This window comes from Acinetobacter sp. LT1, assembly GCF_059800965.1.
Map to the genome: position 1 here is coordinate 176,146 of NZ_JBBAXE010000001.1, position 20,124 is coordinate 196,269.

Genomic DNA, 20,124 nt, shown 5'->3' on the forward strand with positions numbered 1-20,124 from the left:
CCATATAAAAAGCGTACTCAAGAGTACGCTTTTTTTAACTCAAGAATTTAGGCTGTTCGTCTAATACCTCAGCCTGCCACTCGTTTACCTGCTTTTCCAGCAGTCCAAATAATGCAGCCTGAATCATATGCTGAGCAACAACTGGAGTCTGCTCACCCAAGATTGCTTTGACTTCATCGCTAAATTGAATTTTAACCAAGGGTTCATTCTCAGAACCTGCATTACGCAAGGCGAGTTCGCCACCTTCGAGTTGAACTAATTCCAACACTGCTTCTTGATTTCCAAATAACTCTTTCAATTGCTGTATAGACATATACTTCCTCCATGTTTCAACATGGTGGCAAAGCACCCTTGCACTTTGCATCTCTTGTCTTATTTATATAGGCACACCTAGTCTAAATTTCAAGCATCTAGGCAGTTTAATTTTAGAACTCGACCATTTCGTTACGAAAACCATCAATTAAATGACTTAATTCTCGGTGCCATTCACGCAAGATTTTAACATCTGGCAACCAAGACTGAGGCCCTTGTGTCACTTTAATAATAAGGTTAGAAGAAGTTTCTTCTTCAGGAGTCGGTTCTTTTGGTTCTGGGGCGTATTGGCACATACGATAAGCTCGTTTTAACTCTGCAACAAAACCATCTTTTGCCAATTGCTGCAAAACGGACACTTCAGGGGAAACCTGTCCTTTTGCCGCCATATGTTCCTCAATAGATTTTAAGGTGGGTTGCAAATCATTTAAACGGTAATAACGTACCAATTCTTGTAAGAACGCTAACATTGCGCCATGTAAATGAAATACAGCTGCTTCACGGTAAGCTTGTACCTGCTGCACATGATCGGTCTGCTCTGCCTGTTGACACGCTAGACGTGCAAAATAGAGCTTCTGATTGGTACGATCGGCATGATAACGAGCAACACGTGACATAACTAAACTTTCCTGTTCTAAAATCGCCATTGCAATAGCTATTCTTAGCTTAACGACTCCATTGATAAAATCAACGTTATTTATGGTAAATCCAGCTCAACTTGATAAATTTTACGTTTAGCTAAAATTTTTACTGGCTGCCTTAAAGGGCGAATATTACTTAAAACCCAAGCAAAATAGCCTTCACTCCAAGCAGATGCACAGGCTAAATTGACCTCGTCATTTCGCCAAGTATGAACTGAGGTCGACATCAACTAAAGCGACAGCAACTCCTTCCTCTTCATCAGTATCTTTAACCAGAAAGTTCTGGTTTTCGACAATTAATAGATCTTTCACTGGTAACTGCGTAGGTATCCATGAACGCACTTCAAGTGTTTTTATACCTTCAGCAATACGAGTACCATTCGGCGTTACAATCGAGAGAGCTAAAAATTGTCTTTTCACCAGGAAAACTTATTCTTCGGCTGCTTTAACTCGAATTCCATAGCCTTTAACTTTAAGCGTATTTAAGCCTTTAATTGCCTTAATCGCTTCACGGGGATTAGGCATTTCAACAAAACCAAAGCCCTTCGACTTACCTGTATCTTTATCAGTCACCAGAACACATGTATCAACTTTACCATATGCCTTGAATAACTCTAAAACTTCAGCTTCACTTACAGCACGATCTAAATTACGAACTAATATCTTCATTTTCTAACCTTAATTGGCAATAAAAGGGAGGGCCAATATACATTTAAGTAGTCACAACGTCTTATACAGTAGTTTAGTCCAGATCGATACCAAAACCTAAATTTACTGCAGGAGATCTGTTCCATTGTTTTTTAGTAAATTGCTGAGGTACTTGCCTATGAATTTTTGCTTGAACCAAGTGTGAAGGCAGATCATTTAAGAAATAACTCTCAATTTTACGACCTTGCTCATCATAAGTGTCTTGCGACCACGTATTAAGATTTTGCTTCGTCAAGATTAATTCATTTTCAGCACGCGTTAAGGCGACATACAGCACACGGCGCTCTTCCTCAACATCATCAAAATCACCCTGTGCTCTTGCATAAGGATATTGATTTGGCGATACGTGAGGTACATAACAAACTTTCTGTTCGGCACCCTTAGCTGAATGAATCGTAATTAAAGTTACTAAATCTTGATCAGCAGCTTTTTCAATTTCAGAAACTGAAATCGGCTCAAGTACATATTCCTCAAGGAATTCACCTAACGACGCATGCTTTCGTGCAAGTTGCTTAACCAAATCAAAGTCTTTTAAACGACGCGACCAATCTTTAGTTTTATAATTTTGCTCTAGCTGTTCACCTAAAGCATCGAGAGCCAAGCCAATACTTGCCTCGACATGTTGCTGTAATACATCTAGCTGTTTTAAAATTAAAATCGCTTGTAGAGGTACCTTGCCATGACGTTCAAGTCGCGCACAGCGCTCCTCGACATCAACAATTCCCATCAGCTCTTGGGCTAACTTACTCGCTCCAACATCACCGATCCCATCCCACAAGGTTAAAAACCGCATCCAAGCCAAATCATCGTGAGGGTTACTCACAATACGTAACAGGCTCAGTACATCTTTTACATGAGCCGACTCAAGAAGCTTTACCCCACCAATAAAACGATAGGGTATTTCAGCCGCAATAAAAGCCCCTTCTAGATATCGGGCACTATAGCCAGAACGGACTAAGACCATGTGGTCATGCCAGTTTGCACCTTGCTGATGCCGCGTTATTAAATCTTGTGCAATCCAGTTTGCTTCTTCAAACTCATTACCAAACAAATGTAGCGGTGGCTTTTGCCCTTGGCCACGATGCGCTTGTAGCTGTTTTTGATAATCGATTGGGCTATGTGCCAACAGCCAGTTCGATAAATCTAAGATTTCTTGGGTCGAGCGATAATTTAAAGCCAGTGTAAGTACTTCTGCATCAGGTATTCGTTCTTTAAAAGAATGAATATTTTCAAAGTCTGCACCACGAAAGCCATAAATGGACTGAGCGTCATCACCCACGCAAAACAACTTCACTTTACCAATTAAGGGCTGCAACAAAGCCCATTGCAAAGGGTTTGTATCTTGCATTTCATCAACGAGCAATGCCTGACAAAAACCTGCAACCCAATTGGTTAACGCTTCTGAGTTTTGTAAATGAACAGCCACAATCGACAAGATATCGTCGTAATCTAAAAAATTACGCTCTCTTTTGCGTTGCTCATAAGTTTTCATCAACTCAGCAATTTGAGTTTTATGCTCATATGCATCTGGAAGCTGTTTGATTAATGCTTCAGAAAGCTTTGTTTGAGTATTTCTTGCATAGGAATATAGATCACACAGCTCTGCCGCTTTAGGTAAAACATTATCTTTGTCTTTACCTCTTAATAAACGGAACATCAGCAACTGATCATCACGATCAATAATACTAAATTGATTTAAGCCAAAAGCTTGTGGATTACGGCGCAGTAAATACATACAAAAAGTATGAAAAGTTGAAGCTCTTAGACCCTTTGCCTGTGCTCCTACATGCTGCTCTACTCTTGCAACAATTTCACTCGCAGCACGTCGAGTAAACGTTAAAATCTGAATTTGGTTTGCTGGTAAGCCTTGATCAATTAAATAGGCAGCACGGGCAACAATCGTCTTAGTCTTGCCACAGCCAGCACCTGCTAAAACTAAACAGTTCTGCGCAGACGTCGTGGCTGCTTTTTTTTGCTGAGCATTTAGTTCATTAATTAATTTTGCAAGACTCATAACACATATCGCTAAAACACCAAGACATAGTTTAACAGACCCAACCCCAGATGCGTCTGTTCGTCCTAAAAACAAAAAGAGCACCTAAAGTGCTCTTTGATTCAACAATATTATTTAAGATACTGTTTTTGAACTAGATGGCAGATGCTTAATCGCAGAAGCCAAACCTAGAAAATTAATTCCTTGGAATAAGATATCTATGGCAAGGAACATGCCTAACACCCAAAAAGGTGAATCTTTAGAAACCAAGATCAAAATACCTGTAGCGAGTGTTAATAATCCTGAAAATAAGGTCCAACCCCACCCAGTAATTGGTTTAAGTAAAATCGCGTTTACTGTACGTATAGCTCCAGCAATAATCAGTGCTATTGATAATAAGCTCGTCAAAACTACCGCTGTCGTTACGGGAGTAGAAAAAGCATAATAGCCCGCCATTAGATAAAGCACACCAAAAAGTGCCCATAACCAACGGCTTGCACCTTTAAAGACACTAATGGCCGCGACAAGATGTAAAACACCTCCGACCATCATGAGTATTCCAAATAAAAAAACCACAGAAAAGGTCGCAAATGGTAATGAACTAAACAAAATCAGACCGAAGCCAATAAGTACAAAGCCTAATATCAAATACCACTTACGATCAGCATGTAACTGATTACGCACCAAATCATTACCGACAGTTTTCATCATGGCCACTCTTATTATCAGGTATTAGAATTTCATCTACCTAATAATAGTGATCCACTTCACATTTTTTGTCTGTATAAGATCTGCATCGTTTCTTATCAATTAATGTGGATAAAGCAGTATTTATCCACAATTTTATTTCACCCAACCAATTTCTTGAGCTGTAGGTAAACCTATTATTGTTTCATGTAAACCATTCGGCATTTTACTGCTCTGCTCAGATAATGGTGTTCGACCACCCATGATTTCAGCGTCAGTTTGCGGATATAAAGACACTTTTTCAGGTTGCGCATAACCTAGAGGGTAAAGCGGTTGACCAGTTTCTAAATCATATTTGTCTTGTGCCCCAAAGCCATGTAATAGCTCATGAACAATCACAACCTGATTTTGGGAAGCTTGTGTTTTAGTCGCAAATAAATTCACACTACCAATACGACCTTTTTCCAAAGCAGTCGAATGGATCAAAACTTTTTGATAATTGGGATCGTAATAATTTAAATAAAGTTTAAGTGATGCCCCATTGTCTTCAGATTGTTGATGTCGCCATGCATAAAAACGGAACTTTAAACTCCACCACATCACATGAAAGATATTGGCATTTTGAGGAACCTCAGGAGGTCGTTGCTGTAATGGCTGACCTAAACGAATTACAAAGTTTCCTGATTGACCACGATAGTGTTGCGACCATTCTGCCAAATAATTTCTTATTCCCTCAAAATCAGTGTATTGCAATTGATGAATATAGCTCTGCGTTGTCTGCAAACCATCTGCATTAATAGGATGTAAAACGACAACAATAGGTTGATTCCAGTCTTGGTTTTGATCTCGCCATGCCTGAACAGCAACAATCAATAAAATAATTAACAAACATAAAACTCGAATGTTTTTCCACATTCTTTTTCCCCATACATTTAAAATTTTCTTTTATTGTTTTAGATATAAAAAATGCTAGCTGAGCTAGCATTTTTTATTGTGGACTTAATTAGCCCTCAACCCATTTACCATTTTGATAAATTAGGCTCCATTTGGTTTGTTTACCTTCTGGAGTTTCTGAGCCTACATATTGTGATTGATTCTTACGACTGAATTTCACAACTGTCGGATTACCTTCAGGGTCTACGTCTGGCGCTTGTAAAATAAATTGATATTTAGGATCAAGCTGAGCGGCAACACTACGCAATTCCGCAACTTTTGGCGCACGTGTTTCACGAATTTTCGGGAATTTACTTGCAGCCAAGAATAAACCAGCAGCACCATCACGCAACACGAAATAGTCATCATGCTTTGTTGAGCGCAAATGTTCCATCTTGATCGGTTCTACACGTGGAGGTGCAGGCTGACCACTCTTCAAGACTTTACGAGTATTGTCACAGCTTGTACAAGCGAAATACGGACCAAAACGACCAGTCTTAAGCTGCATTTCACCATCACATTTATCACACGGAATGGTTGGGCCATCGTAGCCTTTAATCTTGAACTCACCTTCTTCAAGCTCAAAACCGTCACAGTCAGGGTTGTTACCACATACATGTAGTTTACGACCACCATCAATCACGTAACTGTCCATGGCTGTGCCACATTTTGCACAACGATGTTTTGACATCAAATCTGCGGTTTCAGCACCATCATCATCAGAAAGAGCAGCTAAGGACTCAACTGGTGTTAAGTTTAAAGTACCTTTACAACGCTCTTTAGGTGGCAAGTTATAGCCAGAACATCCTAAGAATACACCTGTTGTACCTGTACGAATCTGCATTGGACGTGAACATTCAGGACAATGTACCGCTGGCACTTCAACTGGTTGGTTACGGCGCATGCCGTGCTCGCCCTGAGCATTGGTAAGACGTTTCTTGAAGTCACCATAGAAAGTATCAAGTAACTCTTTCCAGTTACGCTCACCTGTTGCAACTTTATCGAGTTGCCCTTCAAGGTCTGCGGTAAAGGCATAGTTCATCAAGTTATTGAAACTTTCATCAAGTCGATCCGTGACAATTTCACCCATTTTTTCGGCGAAAAGACGACGGTTTTCTAACTTAACGTAGCCACGTTCTTGAATCGTAGAAATAATCGCTGCATAAGTCGAAGGACGACCAATACTACGTTTTTCAAGTTCTTTAACCAAAGATGCTTCAGTAAAACGTGCAGGTGGTTTAGTAAAGTGCTGACTTGGGTCTAACTTCTCTAATTTTAAAATTTCACCTACTTTAATTGCAGGCAAAATAATATCGTCATCCGACTTGTTGGCACCACGCACTCGTGTAAAACCATCAAATACAAGCGTACGGCCTTTTGCCTTCAATTCAACATTTGCAGCTTCAACCGTTAAAGTTGAAGATAAATATTCTGCTGGAGTCATTTGACAAGCAACAAACTGACGCCAAATCAAATCATACAAACGCTGAGCATCACGCTCTACACCTGCAAGTTGGTCACCTGTAAGCGCAACATTAGAAGGACGAATTGCTTCATGGGCTTCTTGAGCACCGGCTTTGTTACCATAGCGGTTTGGCTTCGCCGGTAAATATTTCTCACCAAATTGGCTTTCAATATGAGCACGTACCATGCTTACTGCATCATCACTCAAGAACGTTGAGTCAGTACGCATATAGGTAATAAAACCTGCTTCATATAGACGCTGTGCCAGCATCATGGTTTTCTTTACAGAAAAACCTAAACGTGTACTTGCAGCTTGTTGCAGCGTTGAAGTGATATATGGTGCGCTTGGATTTACCTTAGTCGGTTTATCTTCACGCTGTGCAACTTTATATTCAGCACCTTTTAAAACATCCAATAAAGCATCAGTTTCAGCTTTATTTTTCAGTTTAAGGGTTTTACCAGCTTGCTTAACTGCTTCAAGACGAATGTCATCTTTCTTGGCTTGCGTGTCTGCAAAAACTTGCCAGTATTCTTCCGGAATAAAAGCACGAATTTCTCTTTCACGCTCTACAACCAGTTTCACCGCTACAGACTGTACACGACCTGCCGATAAACCACGGGCAATCTTTTCCCAAAGTAATGGTGAAACCATAAAGCCAACAACACGGTCTAAGAAACGGCGTGCTTGCTGTGCATTAACTCGGTTTAAATCTAGACGCGTAGGTTGTTTAAATGCTTCTTGAATGGCATTTTTAGTAATTTCGTTAAATACCACGCGATGATAACGACTGTCATCACCACCAATAACTTCTCTTAGGTGCCAAGCAATGGCTTCCCCTTCTCTATCCAAGTCCGTTGCGAGATAGATTGCATCGGCATCTTTGGCGAGTTTTTTTAGTTCAGCAACAACATTTTCCTTACCTGGCAGAACTTCGTAATGAGCTTCCCAACCATGTTCAGGATCAACCCCCATACGATTAACTAAAGCCTGACTGGCTTTTTGTTCTTTTTCTGCTTCAGTGAGTTTCGTCCGGGCAGCCGGCTTTTTCTCAGTTGATTTGCTGCCACCTGTTGGCAAATCACGTACGTGACCTACAGAAGACTTTACAATGTATTGCGAACCCAGATATTTATTGATGGTTTTCGCTTTGGCAGGCGACTCCACAATCACTAAGGCACGTTTATGTGCAGCAGGTGCAGTAGATGCTGTGCTTTGAGATGCAGAGCGCGAGGTATTCGCCATATAAAATGTTATTCCTATACCAATAAATTTAAAAATCAGGCTTTAGCCAAGTTCAACAGATAAGCCTTCATCTCATCTAATTGTGTTGCTCTCAGGTCTGATTCCTCATCCCAATAAAGCCCTACACAGTTTGCCTGCATATCAATAGCATAAATCCCTTTTAATGCAATGGGAGAATCATTAAATTTCTCATCACCTTGAACCACTTTTAATTTGCCGTCTATAACGCGAGCACGCATTAAAGATAAACGGGCATCGGGAATCAATACACTATAATAAGCAACCATGCTGGCACGCTTTTCAGTCGCCATGGGGACATGTGTCCATTCAGGTGCAACGATTACACGTGGGTGTAAACCCATTTTACGAGCTTTATCACGCATAATACCAAGTGCCTTTTCACGTGGGCTCACTCTTAAACCAAAAATGGAGCCTAGTACGAAAAGAACAATGATAACGGTAACCCAAATTCCCATATTGTCCATAGCAAAACCTATTAATCTCTTTTATTAGAGTTGCATAAGCTGACCAGAAAACGCAAGTTTCATCATAAAAATAATGCCCGATACAGGGACAAGCTTAAAAATAGCCAGATTTCACAGTGCAAATTGTGATGAGCGAACACAAATATAATTAAGGATCCGGATGGCCATTAACAAGTGTCAGCTTTCCAAACTGGTCAATATGAGCATCCCCCCACTGTTTTAAAGCAAACAGAATTTTCTCAAGACTTTGTCCCAAATCAGTCAGGCAGTATTCTACTTTAGGTGGTACCTGAGGATAGACTTCCCGATGAATAATTCCATCTTGTTCCAATTCACGTAGCTGATTTGTCAGCATTCTTTGGGTAATACTCGGAACACGCTTTCGAATTTCGTTAAACCTCAAGGTGCCTTCATTAAATAAATGCCAAAGAATGACGCATTTCCATTTCCCATCAATCAAGCTAATCGCAGCCTCCACTGAACAACCTGGAGAGCAATCAAAACTTGAGTGTCTTGCTTTTGCCATTTTACAGTATCCTTTTTGACACTATGAGCGTTATTTGTCTGTAGTCACTTATTTTAAGCTTACGTTATGATCAAACTCTCAACAAGAGGAATGATAATTATGAAAGCTGTGGCATATCAAAAAGCTGGTCCCATTACATCGCCAGAAGCACTCGTTGATATTGAACTCGATGCACCTATTGCTGAAGGACACGATTTACTTGTTCGTGTACAAGCTGTCTCAGTAAATCCGGTAGATACTAAAATTCGAAAGAATGTAAACCCTGAGAATAATCAGTGGAAAACGCTTGGCTGGGACGCAGTAGGTATCGTTGAAGCGATTGGAGATAAAGTTACTCAATTTAAGATTGACGATATCGTTTGGTATGCAGGTGCTCTTAATCGTCAAGGTAGTAATAGCGAATTACAACTCGTTGATGAACGCATTGTTGGCCATAAACCAAAAACTTTAGAAGTAACCGAGGCTGCAGCTCTCCCTTTAACTGCAATCACGGCTTGGGAGATGTTATTTGATCGCCTGCAAGTTCCAAAGAACGCGCCAGAAAACACAACAATATTAGTGATTGGTGGAGCTGGTGGTGTTGGCTCAATCACCATTCAACTTCTTAAACAGCTGACTAACCTAACAATTATTGCAACAGCTTCACGAGCAGAAACTCAAGACTGGGTTAAGCAACTTGGAGCAGATTATGTGTTAGATCATCGTCAACCTTTAGCAGCCCAAATTAAACAATTAGGTTTAACTGCACCTTTATATGTGTTCTCGACTACTCAAACAGATCAGCATTTAGCAGATATTGTAGAGTTGATTGCACCGCAAGGCCGTTTTGGGCTCATTGATGATCCTGAACAGTTAGATATCAAACCGTTTAAATCGAAGTCTGTATCGGTGCATTGGGAGTTTATGTTTACACGTTCAATGTTCCAGACTGAAGATATGGCAAAACAAAGTGAACTATTAAATGAAGTCAGCAAGCTGGTTGACGAAGGAAAAATCAAAACAACCGTAACCGAGGTTATAAGTCCAATTAATGCTGAAAATTTAAAACGAGTTCATCAGCAAATTGAAAGTGGTACAACAAAAGGTAAGATCGTCTTACAAGGTTTTTAAACAAAATTGAAAATATTCCCAAATAAAAAGGCAAGTATCGAACTTGCCTTTTTATTAATAGTGGGGAGGTTTATTCGTTAATGGATCAAAAGGTGCAATACCTTCTGATAAATCCGAAGATTCCACACGTTGATAAAGAAATTGCATTTGTTTTTTCAAATCAGCTATTTCCTGAGTCTGAATAGCGAGTTGTTGATTTAATTGTTCAACTAAATCATCCAAAAATGTAATTCGCACTTGCAAATCTTCAATGGGTGCGGAAAATGACGCTTGATCATCATGATATGGTGGTTTAGTCATTTAAATCCTCATTTGAGATTCTGGAAAACATTATGGCCTATATTACCCTAAGGGATGTCCAACTTGCTTTTGGCGGACCTGCCCTGCTCGATGGCGCGAACTTTAATCTAGAACGTGGCGAACGAGTCTGTTTAATTGGTCGTAATGGTGAAGGTAAGTCTACTTTACTTAAACTGATCGAGGGAAGCCTATTACCGGATTCTGGTGAAGTTTCTATTCAAAATGGTTTAACTGTTTCAATGTTAGCCCAAGACGTCCCAATGGATTCAGGTAAGGTTGCTGATATTGTGGCTGATGGCGCAGGAGAAGCTGCCGAAGTACTCAGAGCTTATCATGAAGCAACTGATGCTTGTATGCTAGGAGATATGGAAGCCTGCGATCGTATGGGTAATCTTCAGCATAAGCTCGACCAACTCGACGGCTGGGCACTCGAAAACAAGGTCAATGCCCTGTTAAGTAAAATGGGACTCGACCCAAACGCAGATTTGGCAGACCTTTCAGGTGGTCGTAAACGTCGTGTTTTACTGGCTCGTGCTCTTTTAACGCAGCCAGACGTATTACTTCTAGACGAACCGACGAACCATTTAGATGTTGAAAGTATTGAGTGGCTAGAAAAATTTCTACTCGATCAAAATAATTTAACGCTACTATTTATTTCGCATGACCGTTCTTTTGTAGACAGTATTGCAACTCGAATTGTTGAACTTGACCGTGGCATCCTACGTGGCTACGAAGGCAACTATTCACGCTATTTAGAGCTTAAAGCTCAGCAAATGGAAGCAGAAGAGAAACAAAATGCTCTATTTGATAAAAAATTAGCTGAAGAAGAAGCTTGGATTCGCCAAGGGATTAAAGCTCGTCGTACGCGTAATGAAGGTCGTGTTCGTGCCTTAAAAGCTTTACGTGAAGAATCAAAAGCTCGTCGTTCACAACAAGGCAAAGTGAGCATGGCGACTCAAGAAGCAAATCGCTCTGGTAAATTAGTATTTGATATTGAACACCTAAGTGTATCTTATGATGATAAACCGCTTATCAAAGATTTCTCTACGCTTGTTATGCGTGGTGACCGTATTGGTCTAGTCGGCGATAACGGTGTTGGTAAAACAACGTTAATTAAAGCCATTTTAGGTGAAATCGAACACGGTGGTTCTGTTAAGACAGGTACTCAGTTAGAAGTTGCTTATTTTGATCAATTACGTAATGCCTTAGACCTTGAAAAAACAGTAATGGCAAACGTTTCAGAAGGCTCTGACTTCGTTGATGTAAATGGTAACCGTCGTCATATCTATAGCTATTTACAAGATTTCTTGTTTTCACCTGAACGTGCACGTACACCAGTAAAAGCCCTTTCTGGCGGTGAGCGCAACCGTATTTTGCTTGCTAAATTACTGCTTAAACCGTCGAATCTAATTGTGATGGACGAACCAACCAATGACTTGGATATGGTGACTCTTGAGCTACTTGAAGAGATGCTTTCTGAATATAAAGGTACCCTATTACTTATTTCGCATGACCGTGCATTTATGGACAACGTCGTAACATCGACTTGGGTCTTTGATGGTAAAGGCAATATTGCAGAGTACATTGGTGGCTACCAAGACTATTTACAGCAACGACCAGATGATAAAGTCGTAGACCAAAAGTCTGATGTTAAAAAAGCTCAGGCAAAAGCCGAAGCTGAAAAAGCCGCTGCACAAAGTAACGTTAAAAAGGTCAAACTGAGCTATAAAGACCAACGTGAACTTGAACAACTTCCTGCTGAAATCGAGAAACTGGAAGTTGAACAAGCAGAGCTTTCTGACAAGCTGGCAGATGGTTCGTGGTTTGTCAGCAATGCCGATGAAGCAACTAAAGCAAGTCAACGCCTTGCAGAAATTGAAGAGGTATTACTTGAAAAATTAGAACGCTGGGATGAACTTGAACAAATGAGCAAAGGAAATTAATTTGTGTTCTTTTCTACAATTTAAATAACAAAAAAGCCTCCTTAAATTAAGGGGGCTTTTTATAGAATATCTATAAATTTTTAAAGTACAAAAATCTATAAAGAACACTTGATGAGTGATTAAGTTTAGTCAGCATTAATATTTCAAAATATCGCTCTGATTGAATATAAGACTTATAAAAATAATTATGTTATATCTACCAATATAATAATATTCGAGTATTTTTCATGCTAGATCTTTCTCAAATTTTAGCATTCGGATTAATCTGCTTGGCGATGGTGCTTACCCCTGGCCCAAACATGATTTACCTTATTTCTCGTTCAATTTGCCAAGGAAAAACGGCGGGATTTATTTCACTCGCCGGTGTTGGCGTTGGCTTCATATTTTATATGCTTTGCGCTTCTTTCGGGATTACAGCGCTTATTATCGCAGTCCCTTATGCTTATGACACTATACGCATTGCAGGGGCAATTTATTTACTCTGGCTAGCATGGAAAGCACTACGTCCCAATACATCCCCAATTTTTGATGTAAAACAATTATCGGTAGACTCCCCAGCTAAACTATTTTTAATGGGTTTTGCTACAAATCTACTTAATCCTAAAATTGCGATTATGTATTTATCGTTATTGCCACAGTTTATTCATCCACAGCAAGGCAGTATTTTATGGCAATCCATTCAGCTCGGTACTATTCAAATTTTTGTTAGCGTCTTGGTAAATGCGCTGATTGTGCTTTCTGCGGGTAGCATTGCCCTTTTTCTTCAACAAAAACCTCTTTGGGCAAATATACAACGTTGGCTTATGGGAACGGTGCTAGCTGGGCTTGCTGTTCGTATTCTTTTAGAAAATCGCCGATAACCGCGTTTCACTTCCTCATCTTAACCGCTCAATTCAACAGTGTATTACGACGATAAATTCAGTTCGTGATACACTTTTGCCAGTTTTAATTTTGAATTCTTTATATCGTTATGAGCCAAAAGCAGACTTATACGCCCGGTGAATTTCAATGGTCCTTTTTATTGCCTAAATATTGGGGTATTTGGATTGCCATTGTTTTTTTAATGCTTTTGGCTATTTTGCCGTGGGCAATCCAATGGCGTCTAGCTCATGGCTTAGCAAATCTGGCTTGGAAATATTTAAAATCTCGCCGAAAAACAACTATTCGTAATTTAGAAGTCTGCTTTCCCGAATGGTCAGCCGAAAAAGTACAACAACAAGCTAAGCAAGTTTTTGTAGATATGATGCTTGGTGTGTTTGAGACATTAAACGCATGGTATAAGCCTTACTGGTTTAAAAACCGTGTCACTATTGAAGGCTTAGAACACATTACCAATGCTCAAGCTCAGGGCAAAGGCGTTTTATTATTGGGTACTCATAGTACGCTTCTTGATGCGGGTGGCTATGTTTGTGCTCAATATTTCGAACCAGATGTTGTGTACCGCCCTCAAAATAATCCATTGCTCGATATGCTGATTTATCGTTGCCGTGGCACCATTTATAAAGCACAAATCGATCATGATGATATGCGTGGTTTAATTCGTCACCTTAAAGATGGCGATGCCATTTGGTATAGCCCCGATCAAGACTTTGGACTCAAGCAAGGGGTGATGGCACCCTTCTTTGGTGTGCCAGCGGCCACAGTAACTGCTCATCGTCGTTTACTAAAAATCTCTAAGGCAGTTGCCGTTCCTTTATATTTTTATCGTCACGGTGATGTACAGGACCCTAAATATCATATTTTGATTGAATCTGCGGTAGACAATATGCCAAGTGAAGATGAAGTCGATGATGCAACTCGAGTTAATAAAATTATTGAAAATCAGCTTCGTATCGCACCGACTCAATATATGTGGTTCCACCGTCGTTTTAAGACACGTCCTGAGGGATATGAAGAGATTTATTAAGATAACGCTGTAATAATTTTAAATTGATGACAGACACAGCCTTAATTTAAAGTGAAATTCAAATACTATCGAATAGGCAGACCTTACTTTTCAAGGATAAAAAGTAAGCAAAAATCCTTTGTTCCGCTGATGTTACTTCCTTGTAACACAGCGAAACAGCGACATCCATGTCGCTAGCGCGATAGTAAATTCCGGATAATGATTTAGTTTGAAATGATGTATCTATAGATGGTACATCTTTTATAAATGTATAAGGCAAAAAACAATGAAAGTGATGCAACTTCTCCCAGAACTCAATAGCGGTGGCGTAGAACGCGGCACACTAGAAATTGCACGTGCACTGGTTGCACAAGGCCATCAATCTCTGGTTGTGTCTAATGGCGGACGATTAGTGTCTCAACTTGAAGCTGAAGGTTCTATTCACTTAACGCTACCAATTCATAAAAAATCACTTTCAAGCTTGTGGCAAATTCGTTCTTTACGTCGGCTGATTGAACAGCATCAACCTGATATTGTTCATGTGCGCTCTCGTGTACCAGCTTGGCTTACTCACTTTGCCTTAAGAAAAATACCTGCAAACAAACGCCCTCACCTCATTAGCACTGTACATGGTTTCTATTCGGTTAATCGTTATAGTGCCATTATGACTCAAGCTGAAAAAGTGATTGCTGTTTCTGACAGCGTGGTTAAATACATCACTGACCATTATAAAAACTGTCCACCGCAAGATATTGTGCGGATTTATCGAGGCATTGACCCTGCCGCTTTTCCACATAATTACCAGCCCTCAGCACAGTGGTTTAACCAAGTTTTTAATGACTTTCCTGAGCTTGAAAATAAGTTTTTACTTTGCTTACCTGGTCGTATTACACGCTTAAAGGGGCATGAAAGTTTAATTGAACTGATGCAACAACTTCAGTCGCAATATCCTCAGCTACATGCGGTTGTTGTCGGTGGTGCTGATGCCAAAAAGCAAGCTTACTTAAGTGAATTGCAAAGTACTATTCAAAGTAAAGGGCTCGCAGATAAAATTACCTTCGTAGGTCATCGCTCAGATATTCGGGAATGGCTCGCTTTTAGCGATATTGTGCTCTCTCTATCCAATCAAGCCGAAACATTCGGTAGAACAGCCTTAGAAGCACTTTCAGTGGGTTCGCCAGTGGTTGGCTGGAACCGTGGCGGTGTTGCCGAGATTTTATCGAATGTATACTCCCAAGGTCTTGTTGAAGCAGAAAATGAAAAAGCATTAATCGAGACTGTGAAAAAGCATATTGAACAACCTCAAATCGTTGCTCCTGTCACTATGTTTAGCTTAAAAGATATGTGTGATCAAACACTAGAACTTTATCAACACGTTTTGAAATAACCCAATAAAAAACCCGCGATATTCGCGGGTTTTTTTACAACTAAAAGAAAGCTATCTTATTTAAATGTTGCTTCATAAGCGGCAGCTTTTTCAGAGTCGTATTGTTTTTCCCATTTACTGATTACAAGTACAGCAAGTGCGTTACCAACAACGTTCAAAGCAGTACGAGCCATATCCATAATACGGTCAACACCAGCAATAAATGCTAAGCCTTCAAGCGGGATACCAACAGTATGTAAAGTTGCTAATAGGACAACAAATGATACGCCAGGAACACCAGCAATACCTTTAGAAGTAATCATCAAAGTAATAACCAAGATTACCTGTTGACCGATTGACATATCTATACCATAAAGCTGTGCAATAAAGATTGCTGCGATACTTTGGTAAAGTGTAGAACCGTCGAGGTTAAATGAATAACCTGTTGGGATCACAAAACTGGAAATTGCTTTTGGCGCACCGTAAGCTTCCATTTTTTGCATAATACGTGGTAAAACTGTTTCCGAGCTTGCTGTTGAGAATGCTAAAATCAATTCATCTTTTAAAATCTTAAACAAGATAAAGATGTTGATTCCAAACATTTTTGCGGTAATACCCAAAACCACAAAAGCAAAGAAAAAGATAGCGGCATAAACCAACACTACCAATTTAGCTAATGGAATGAGTGAAGTAAAACCGAAGTTAGCAACAGTTACTGCGATTAAACCAAACACACCCACAGGTGCATATTTCATGATGATGTGCGTTACACGGAACATCGTTTCTGAAACTGCATGAAACACATTTAACAATGGGTCTTTAGTAGTTGCTGGCAATGAAGACAGACCAATACCAAACAACACAGCAAAGAAAATCACAGGCAACATTTCACCGTGTGCCATAGAGTTAACAATATTGGTTGGAATCATGGACAAAATTGTCTGTACCAATCCATGTGACTGAGAACCAACTTCTTGAGCTGTATGCTGATATTGCGAAATATCAGTCGTCACTAACATCGCTTTATCTACACCAGCACCTGGTTGGAAAATATTTGCCGCAACCAAACCAACCAAAATAGCAATAGTCGTAATAATTTCAAAATAGAGAATGGTTTTAAAACCAAGTCGCCCTAAACTTTTCGTACTGCCAACACCTGCAATACCTAAAATCAAGGTAGAGAAAACGATTGGAATAACAATCATTTTAATCAGGCTAATAAATATCTTACCAAGTGGGGTAAGAACATTATTCACAATACTGTCTTTGATTTCAGGCTGGTTATGTAAAACAGCCCCGACAACTATCCCTAGGATTAAAGCAATTAAAATTTGCCAAGCAAGGCTAAATTTAAAATTCTTCATAAGACAATCCTTATGCACCGCAAAGTATCAAATATGAGAGGGAGAAGACCACTAACTAAGAGTGAAACCTCAACATGCACACTAATTCCCAAACAGAAATTTAAATGTACAAACAAATCACAACCCGCCGATCCGGCGAAGTAAAAAACAATGCCTGTTGACGATCCAACATGTCAACGATCGGCACATTCTATTGAGATTTATTAATTAAACAACCCCAATTTATCTTTAAATAAATCAAAGCCTATATTTATCCATTAATACTCTATAAAAACAAAAACTTAGATAAAAAAATTTTTATATCTTTTTTCATTAAAAATTACGCAGATGTATATGAAAATTTATAAAGGCTTAACGCGAATTAAATAGATTTTAAAAAATAAGATAATCTTGGAAATATTTATTTGATTTACAATAAATTTAATAAGGTATATAAAAATATCAACCCGAGTTCTGCATCCTGCAAAACTCGGGTAAATGAGGTTGTGCTTTCAGGTTAATAATTATTTTTATCGTTTCCGTTCCAACATCTGATCCGTGATGCTATTCCATATCAGCGTTGTGTATCCTTACTTGGGACTATCCATTCCCGGTTCCGTGTGCCGATGAATGTAGAATAAGGTTTTTATAACCCTCTGCCTATTCGCCCTAGACTCAAATCTTTGTACGATATTGCTTACATCACTTTTTATATTCTTTTTATTTATAAGGCTGTGCAATTTTATCAGTTACTACTTTTTCTTCAGCTTCAGCCTTTGCAATTCCTTCTTGGATAGCTCTTTGCGCCTCTTCTTCATCATCTTGAGTTTGTTCCAGTTCCTCTTGAATATGCTCAAATATTCGACCAGTCTGCAAAACCACATAGACAGGAAAATGATCAGATCCGATATGAGGTAAACGCTGCATCTTCACTAAACCGAAATCGGTACTATGGAAAATATGGTCTAAAGACCAGCGCAATAAAGGATAGTCCGCATGAAAAGTATTAATGAAATGTCGCCCAACACGCGGGTCAAGCAATCCACTAATTCGTTGAAATAACCGTGTAGTACGTGACCACGCTACATCGTTTAAATCACCCATCACAATACAGCTTTCATCTAGATCTTTAATTTGGTCGCCCACAATTAAAAGTTCAGCATCGCGTAAAGTCGAATCCTTCGCCTCAGTTGGACTAGGGGGCTTAGGATGCAAACAATAGAGTTGAACTGGCATACCAGACCGTAAATTCACAGTGGTATGAATAGAGGGAATTTCATCACTGAGAATAAATTTAACTTCAGTATTTGATAAAGGTAGACGGCTATATAAATGCATGCCGTAGAGATTATCTAAAGGTACAGGAACACGATAAGGATAGTCACTTTCAATCTCCCTTAAAGCATTTTCCCATGTCGTATCGCTTTCTAATGTAAGTAGTAAATCTGGTTTTAATGTCCTGATCTGTTCAAGCAATAAATGATACTTATCATTAGGAGTAAGGACATTCGATACGATTAATGAAATCTGCTTTTGTGGATCTAATTGAGATGTCTTCACCTGTTTAACCTGTTTTTTCCAAAACAAGGTATAAGGCAAAATCATTTTAAGCTGATAGGCAATGGCAGCAATGAGCGCAGCCAGCACGACTTCACGCCAGAGATTCCATTCGTTGGGCCAAAACAGTATTCCTATAAAGGCTAAAAGACCAACAAATAAAATCTGCAACCGAGGGAAGTCGGCACCACGAAACCACCACTCATCACGAGGAATAAGTGACCAGAAACTTAACCAAATCACCAGACCAGCTAGAACTTCGATATAAATCATTGAATTTTCTCTTTTAAGATGATTTGTTTTTTAAAGTTTTTGTCATCTTTATCAATTTTGTATGTAACATAAACAAGATATTCTACTCAATAAAGATGGTGTTTTGTTTCTGTAACGCTTGCAGTTGTGGACACTTTTGATACACTCAACTCCCCCTAACAATTTTAACGCACCGAGGCAAAATGACATGAAAGTAGGTCTGGTCGGTTGGCGCGGGATGGTCGGTTCCGTCCTTATGCAACGTATGGTTGAAGAGAATGATTTTGCTCATATTGAGCCATTTTATTTCTCTACCAGTAATGCAGGTGGTGAAGCTCCTTCATTTGGTGGTAAGACTGCCCCAGCACTTATGGAAGCTACAGACATTAATAGTCTGAAGCAAATGGATGTCATTATTACCTGTCAAGGTGGTGACTATACGTCTGAAGTTTTCCCACAGTTAAAAGCGACTGGTTGGGATGGCTACTGGATTGACGCAGCTTCAACTTTACGTATGTCAGATGATGCAATCATCGTTCTTGACCCAGTAAACCTTAACGTCATCAAAGACGGATTGGTTAACGGCACCAAAACTTTCGTAGGTGGTAACTGTACAGTATCACTTATGTTGATGGGTGTAGGTTCACTTTTCCAAAATAATTTGGTGGAGTGGATGACTGCTATGACTTATCAAGCAGCATCAGGTGCTGGCGCACAAAACATGCGTGAGCTACTTACTGGCATGGGCTACTTATACAACAATACTAAAACATTGTTAGATGATCCTAAATCTGCAATTTTGGATATTGATCGTCAAGTTGCCGAGTTACAACGTGGTGAAGGTTTCCCATCTGCTAACTTTGGTGTGCCATTAGCTGGTTCATTAATTCCTTATATTGATAAACAGCTCGAAAGCGGTCAGTCAAAAGAAGAGTGGAAAGGTCAGGTTGAAACCAACAAGATCTTGGGTAACTCACAAATTGTTCCTATCGACGGCCACTGTGTGCGTATTGGTGCGATGCGTTGCCACTCTCAGGCGCTTACTATCAAGTTGAAAAAAGATGTGCCGCTTGATGAAATCGAAGATATGATTCGTACTTCAAGCCAATGGGCGAAAGTTGTACCAAACACTCGTGAAGCGTCTATGACTGACCTTACACCTGTTGCTGTAACTGGTACTTTAACTGTGCCTGTAGGTCGTCTACGTAAACTCAACATGGGTAAAGAATATCTAGGTGCATTTACAGTAGGTGACCAGTTACTTTGGGGTGCTGCTGAGCCTTTACGTCGCATGCTACGTATTTTAGTTGAATACAAAAGCTCATAATTTGATTTGAATTATTCAGTCAAAATAAAAAGCCGATCACATTAGATCG

Annotated in this window: 18 protein-coding genes and 1 pseudogene; 6 read left to right on the plus strand and 13 right to left on the minus strand. The window is 39.6% G+C overall.

What is annotated here, in order from left to right; genetic code table 11:
* Positions 1 to 34 precede the first annotated feature (34 nt).
* From WBW42_RS00830 to WBW42_RS00875, 10 genes and pseudogenes are all read right to left on the minus strand, one after another.
* The gene (locus WBW42_RS00830; RefSeq protein ID WP_002114792.1) at positions 35 to 313 is read right to left on the minus strand and encodes a hypothetical protein; all 279 of its coding nucleotides are present in this window, start codon (positions 311 to 313) and stop codon (positions 35 to 37) included.
* Positions 314 to 425: 112 nt separating this feature from the next.
* Positions 426 to 929: a DUF6586 family protein gene (locus tag WBW42_RS00835; protein ID WP_005066079.1), complete on the minus strand. Its 504-nt coding sequence runs from the start codon at positions 927 to 929 to the stop codon at positions 426 to 428.
* Between the two features lie 80 nt (positions 930 to 1,009).
* Positions 1,010 to 1,373: pseudogene (locus tag WBW42_RS00840) on the minus strand (ASCH domain-containing protein).
* A 9-nt stretch (positions 1,374 to 1,382) separates the two neighbouring features.
* Positions 1,383 to 1,622 (minus strand): RNA recognition motif domain-containing protein, encoded by a 240-nt coding sequence (locus WBW42_RS00845; RefSeq protein WP_002115113.1) that lies wholly within the window; start codon positions 1,620 to 1,622, stop codon positions 1,383 to 1,385.
* Between the two features lie 73 nt (positions 1,623 to 1,695).
* Entirely contained in the window at positions 1,696 to 3,675 is a 1,980-nt protein-coding gene (locus WBW42_RS00850; RefSeq protein WP_032056249.1) for an ATP-dependent helicase, read from the minus strand.
* A 114-nt stretch (positions 3,676 to 3,789) separates the two neighbouring features.
* Positions 3,790 to 4,371, minus strand: a complete 582-nt coding sequence (locus tag WBW42_RS00855; RefSeq protein ID WP_014208303.1) for an HdeD family acid-resistance protein — start codon at positions 4,369 to 4,371, stop codon at positions 3,790 to 3,792.
* A gap of 126 nt (positions 4,372 to 4,497) precedes the next feature.
* A complete protein-coding gene (locus WBW42_RS00860; RefSeq protein ID WP_032056250.1) occupies positions 4,498 to 5,256 on the minus strand; it encodes a hypothetical protein in 759 nt (252 codons plus the stop codon).
* 88 nt (positions 5,257 to 5,344) lie between these two features.
* Entirely contained in the window at positions 5,345 to 7,981 is a 2,637-nt protein-coding gene (topA, locus tag WBW42_RS00865; RefSeq protein ID WP_002115027.1) for a type I DNA topoisomerase, read from the minus strand.
* A 35-nt stretch (positions 7,982 to 8,016) separates the two neighbouring features.
* On the minus strand, positions 8,017 to 8,466 hold the full coding sequence (locus tag WBW42_RS00870) for a hypothetical protein (RefSeq protein WP_004842579.1): 450 nt from the start codon (positions 8,464 to 8,466) through the stop codon (positions 8,017 to 8,019).
* Between the two features lie 148 nt (positions 8,467 to 8,614).
* Complete coding sequence (locus tag WBW42_RS00875; RefSeq protein WP_002115061.1) at positions 8,615 to 8,992, minus strand: winged helix-turn-helix transcriptional regulator; 378 nt, start codon at positions 8,990 to 8,992, stop codon at positions 8,615 to 8,617.
* Between the two features lie 99 nt (positions 8,993 to 9,091).
* On the opposite strand from WBW42_RS00875, the gene WBW42_RS00880 reads away from it, so the two are divergent.
* Positions 9,092 to 10,102, plus strand: coding sequence for a zinc-binding alcohol dehydrogenase family protein (locus WBW42_RS00880; protein WP_032056251.1), 1,011 nt, complete (start codon positions 9,092 to 9,094; stop codon positions 10,100 to 10,102).
* A gap of 54 nt (positions 10,103 to 10,156) precedes the next feature.
* Here the strand turns inward: WBW42_RS00880 and WBW42_RS00885 are convergent, their stop codons facing one another.
* Positions 10,157 to 10,402 (minus strand): SlyX family protein, encoded by a 246-nt coding sequence (locus tag WBW42_RS00885; protein WP_002115104.1) that lies wholly within the window; start codon positions 10,400 to 10,402, stop codon positions 10,157 to 10,159.
* A gap of 32 nt (positions 10,403 to 10,434) precedes the next feature.
* Here WBW42_RS00885 and WBW42_RS00890 point away from each other — a divergent pair, with 32 nt between their 5' ends.
* The 4 genes from WBW42_RS00890 to WBW42_RS00905 all read left to right on the plus strand — a co-directional run bounded on the left by WBW42_RS00890 (position 10,435) and on the right by WBW42_RS00905 (position 15,617).
* Positions 10,435 to 12,345 carry an ATP-binding cassette domain-containing protein gene (locus WBW42_RS00890; RefSeq protein ID WP_002114959.1) on the plus strand — a complete coding sequence of 637 codons (1,911 nt, stop codon included), beginning with the start codon at positions 10,435 to 10,437 and terminating at the stop codon, positions 12,343 to 12,345.
* A gap of 227 nt (positions 12,346 to 12,572) precedes the next feature.
* The gene (locus WBW42_RS00895) at positions 12,573 to 13,205 is read left to right on the plus strand and encodes a LysE family translocator (protein ID WP_032056252.1); all 633 of its coding nucleotides are present in this window, start codon (positions 12,573 to 12,575) and stop codon (positions 13,203 to 13,205) included.
* 110 nt (positions 13,206 to 13,315) lie between these two features.
* A complete protein-coding gene (locus tag WBW42_RS00900) occupies positions 13,316 to 14,251 on the plus strand; it encodes an LpxL/LpxP family acyltransferase (protein WP_032056253.1) in 936 nt (311 codons plus the stop codon).
* 265 nt (positions 14,252 to 14,516) lie between these two features.
* Positions 14,517 to 15,617, plus strand: a complete 1,101-nt coding sequence (locus WBW42_RS00905) for a glycosyltransferase family 4 protein (RefSeq protein WP_032056254.1) — start codon at positions 14,517 to 14,519, stop codon at positions 15,615 to 15,617.
* A gap of 56 nt (positions 15,618 to 15,673) precedes the next feature.
* Here the strand turns inward: WBW42_RS00905 and gltP are convergent, their stop codons facing one another.
* Complete coding sequence (gene gltP, locus WBW42_RS00910; protein ID WP_002114864.1) at positions 15,674 to 16,960, minus strand: glutamate/aspartate:proton symporter GltP; 1,287 nt, start codon at positions 16,958 to 16,960, stop codon at positions 15,674 to 15,676.
* A 699-nt stretch (positions 16,961 to 17,659) separates the two neighbouring features.
* Positions 17,660 to 18,769 (minus strand): endonuclease/exonuclease/phosphatase family protein, encoded by a 1,110-nt coding sequence (locus WBW42_RS00915; protein WP_032056255.1) that lies wholly within the window; start codon positions 18,767 to 18,769, stop codon positions 17,660 to 17,662.
* 187 nt (positions 18,770 to 18,956) lie between these two features.
* Between WBW42_RS00915 and asd the strand changes: the two genes are divergently transcribed.
* On the plus strand, positions 18,957 to 20,075 hold the full coding sequence (gene asd, locus WBW42_RS00920; protein WP_005066045.1) for an aspartate-semialdehyde dehydrogenase: 1,119 nt from the start codon (positions 18,957 to 18,959) through the stop codon (positions 20,073 to 20,075).
* The last annotated feature ends 49 nt before the right edge of the window (positions 20,076 to 20,124 follow it).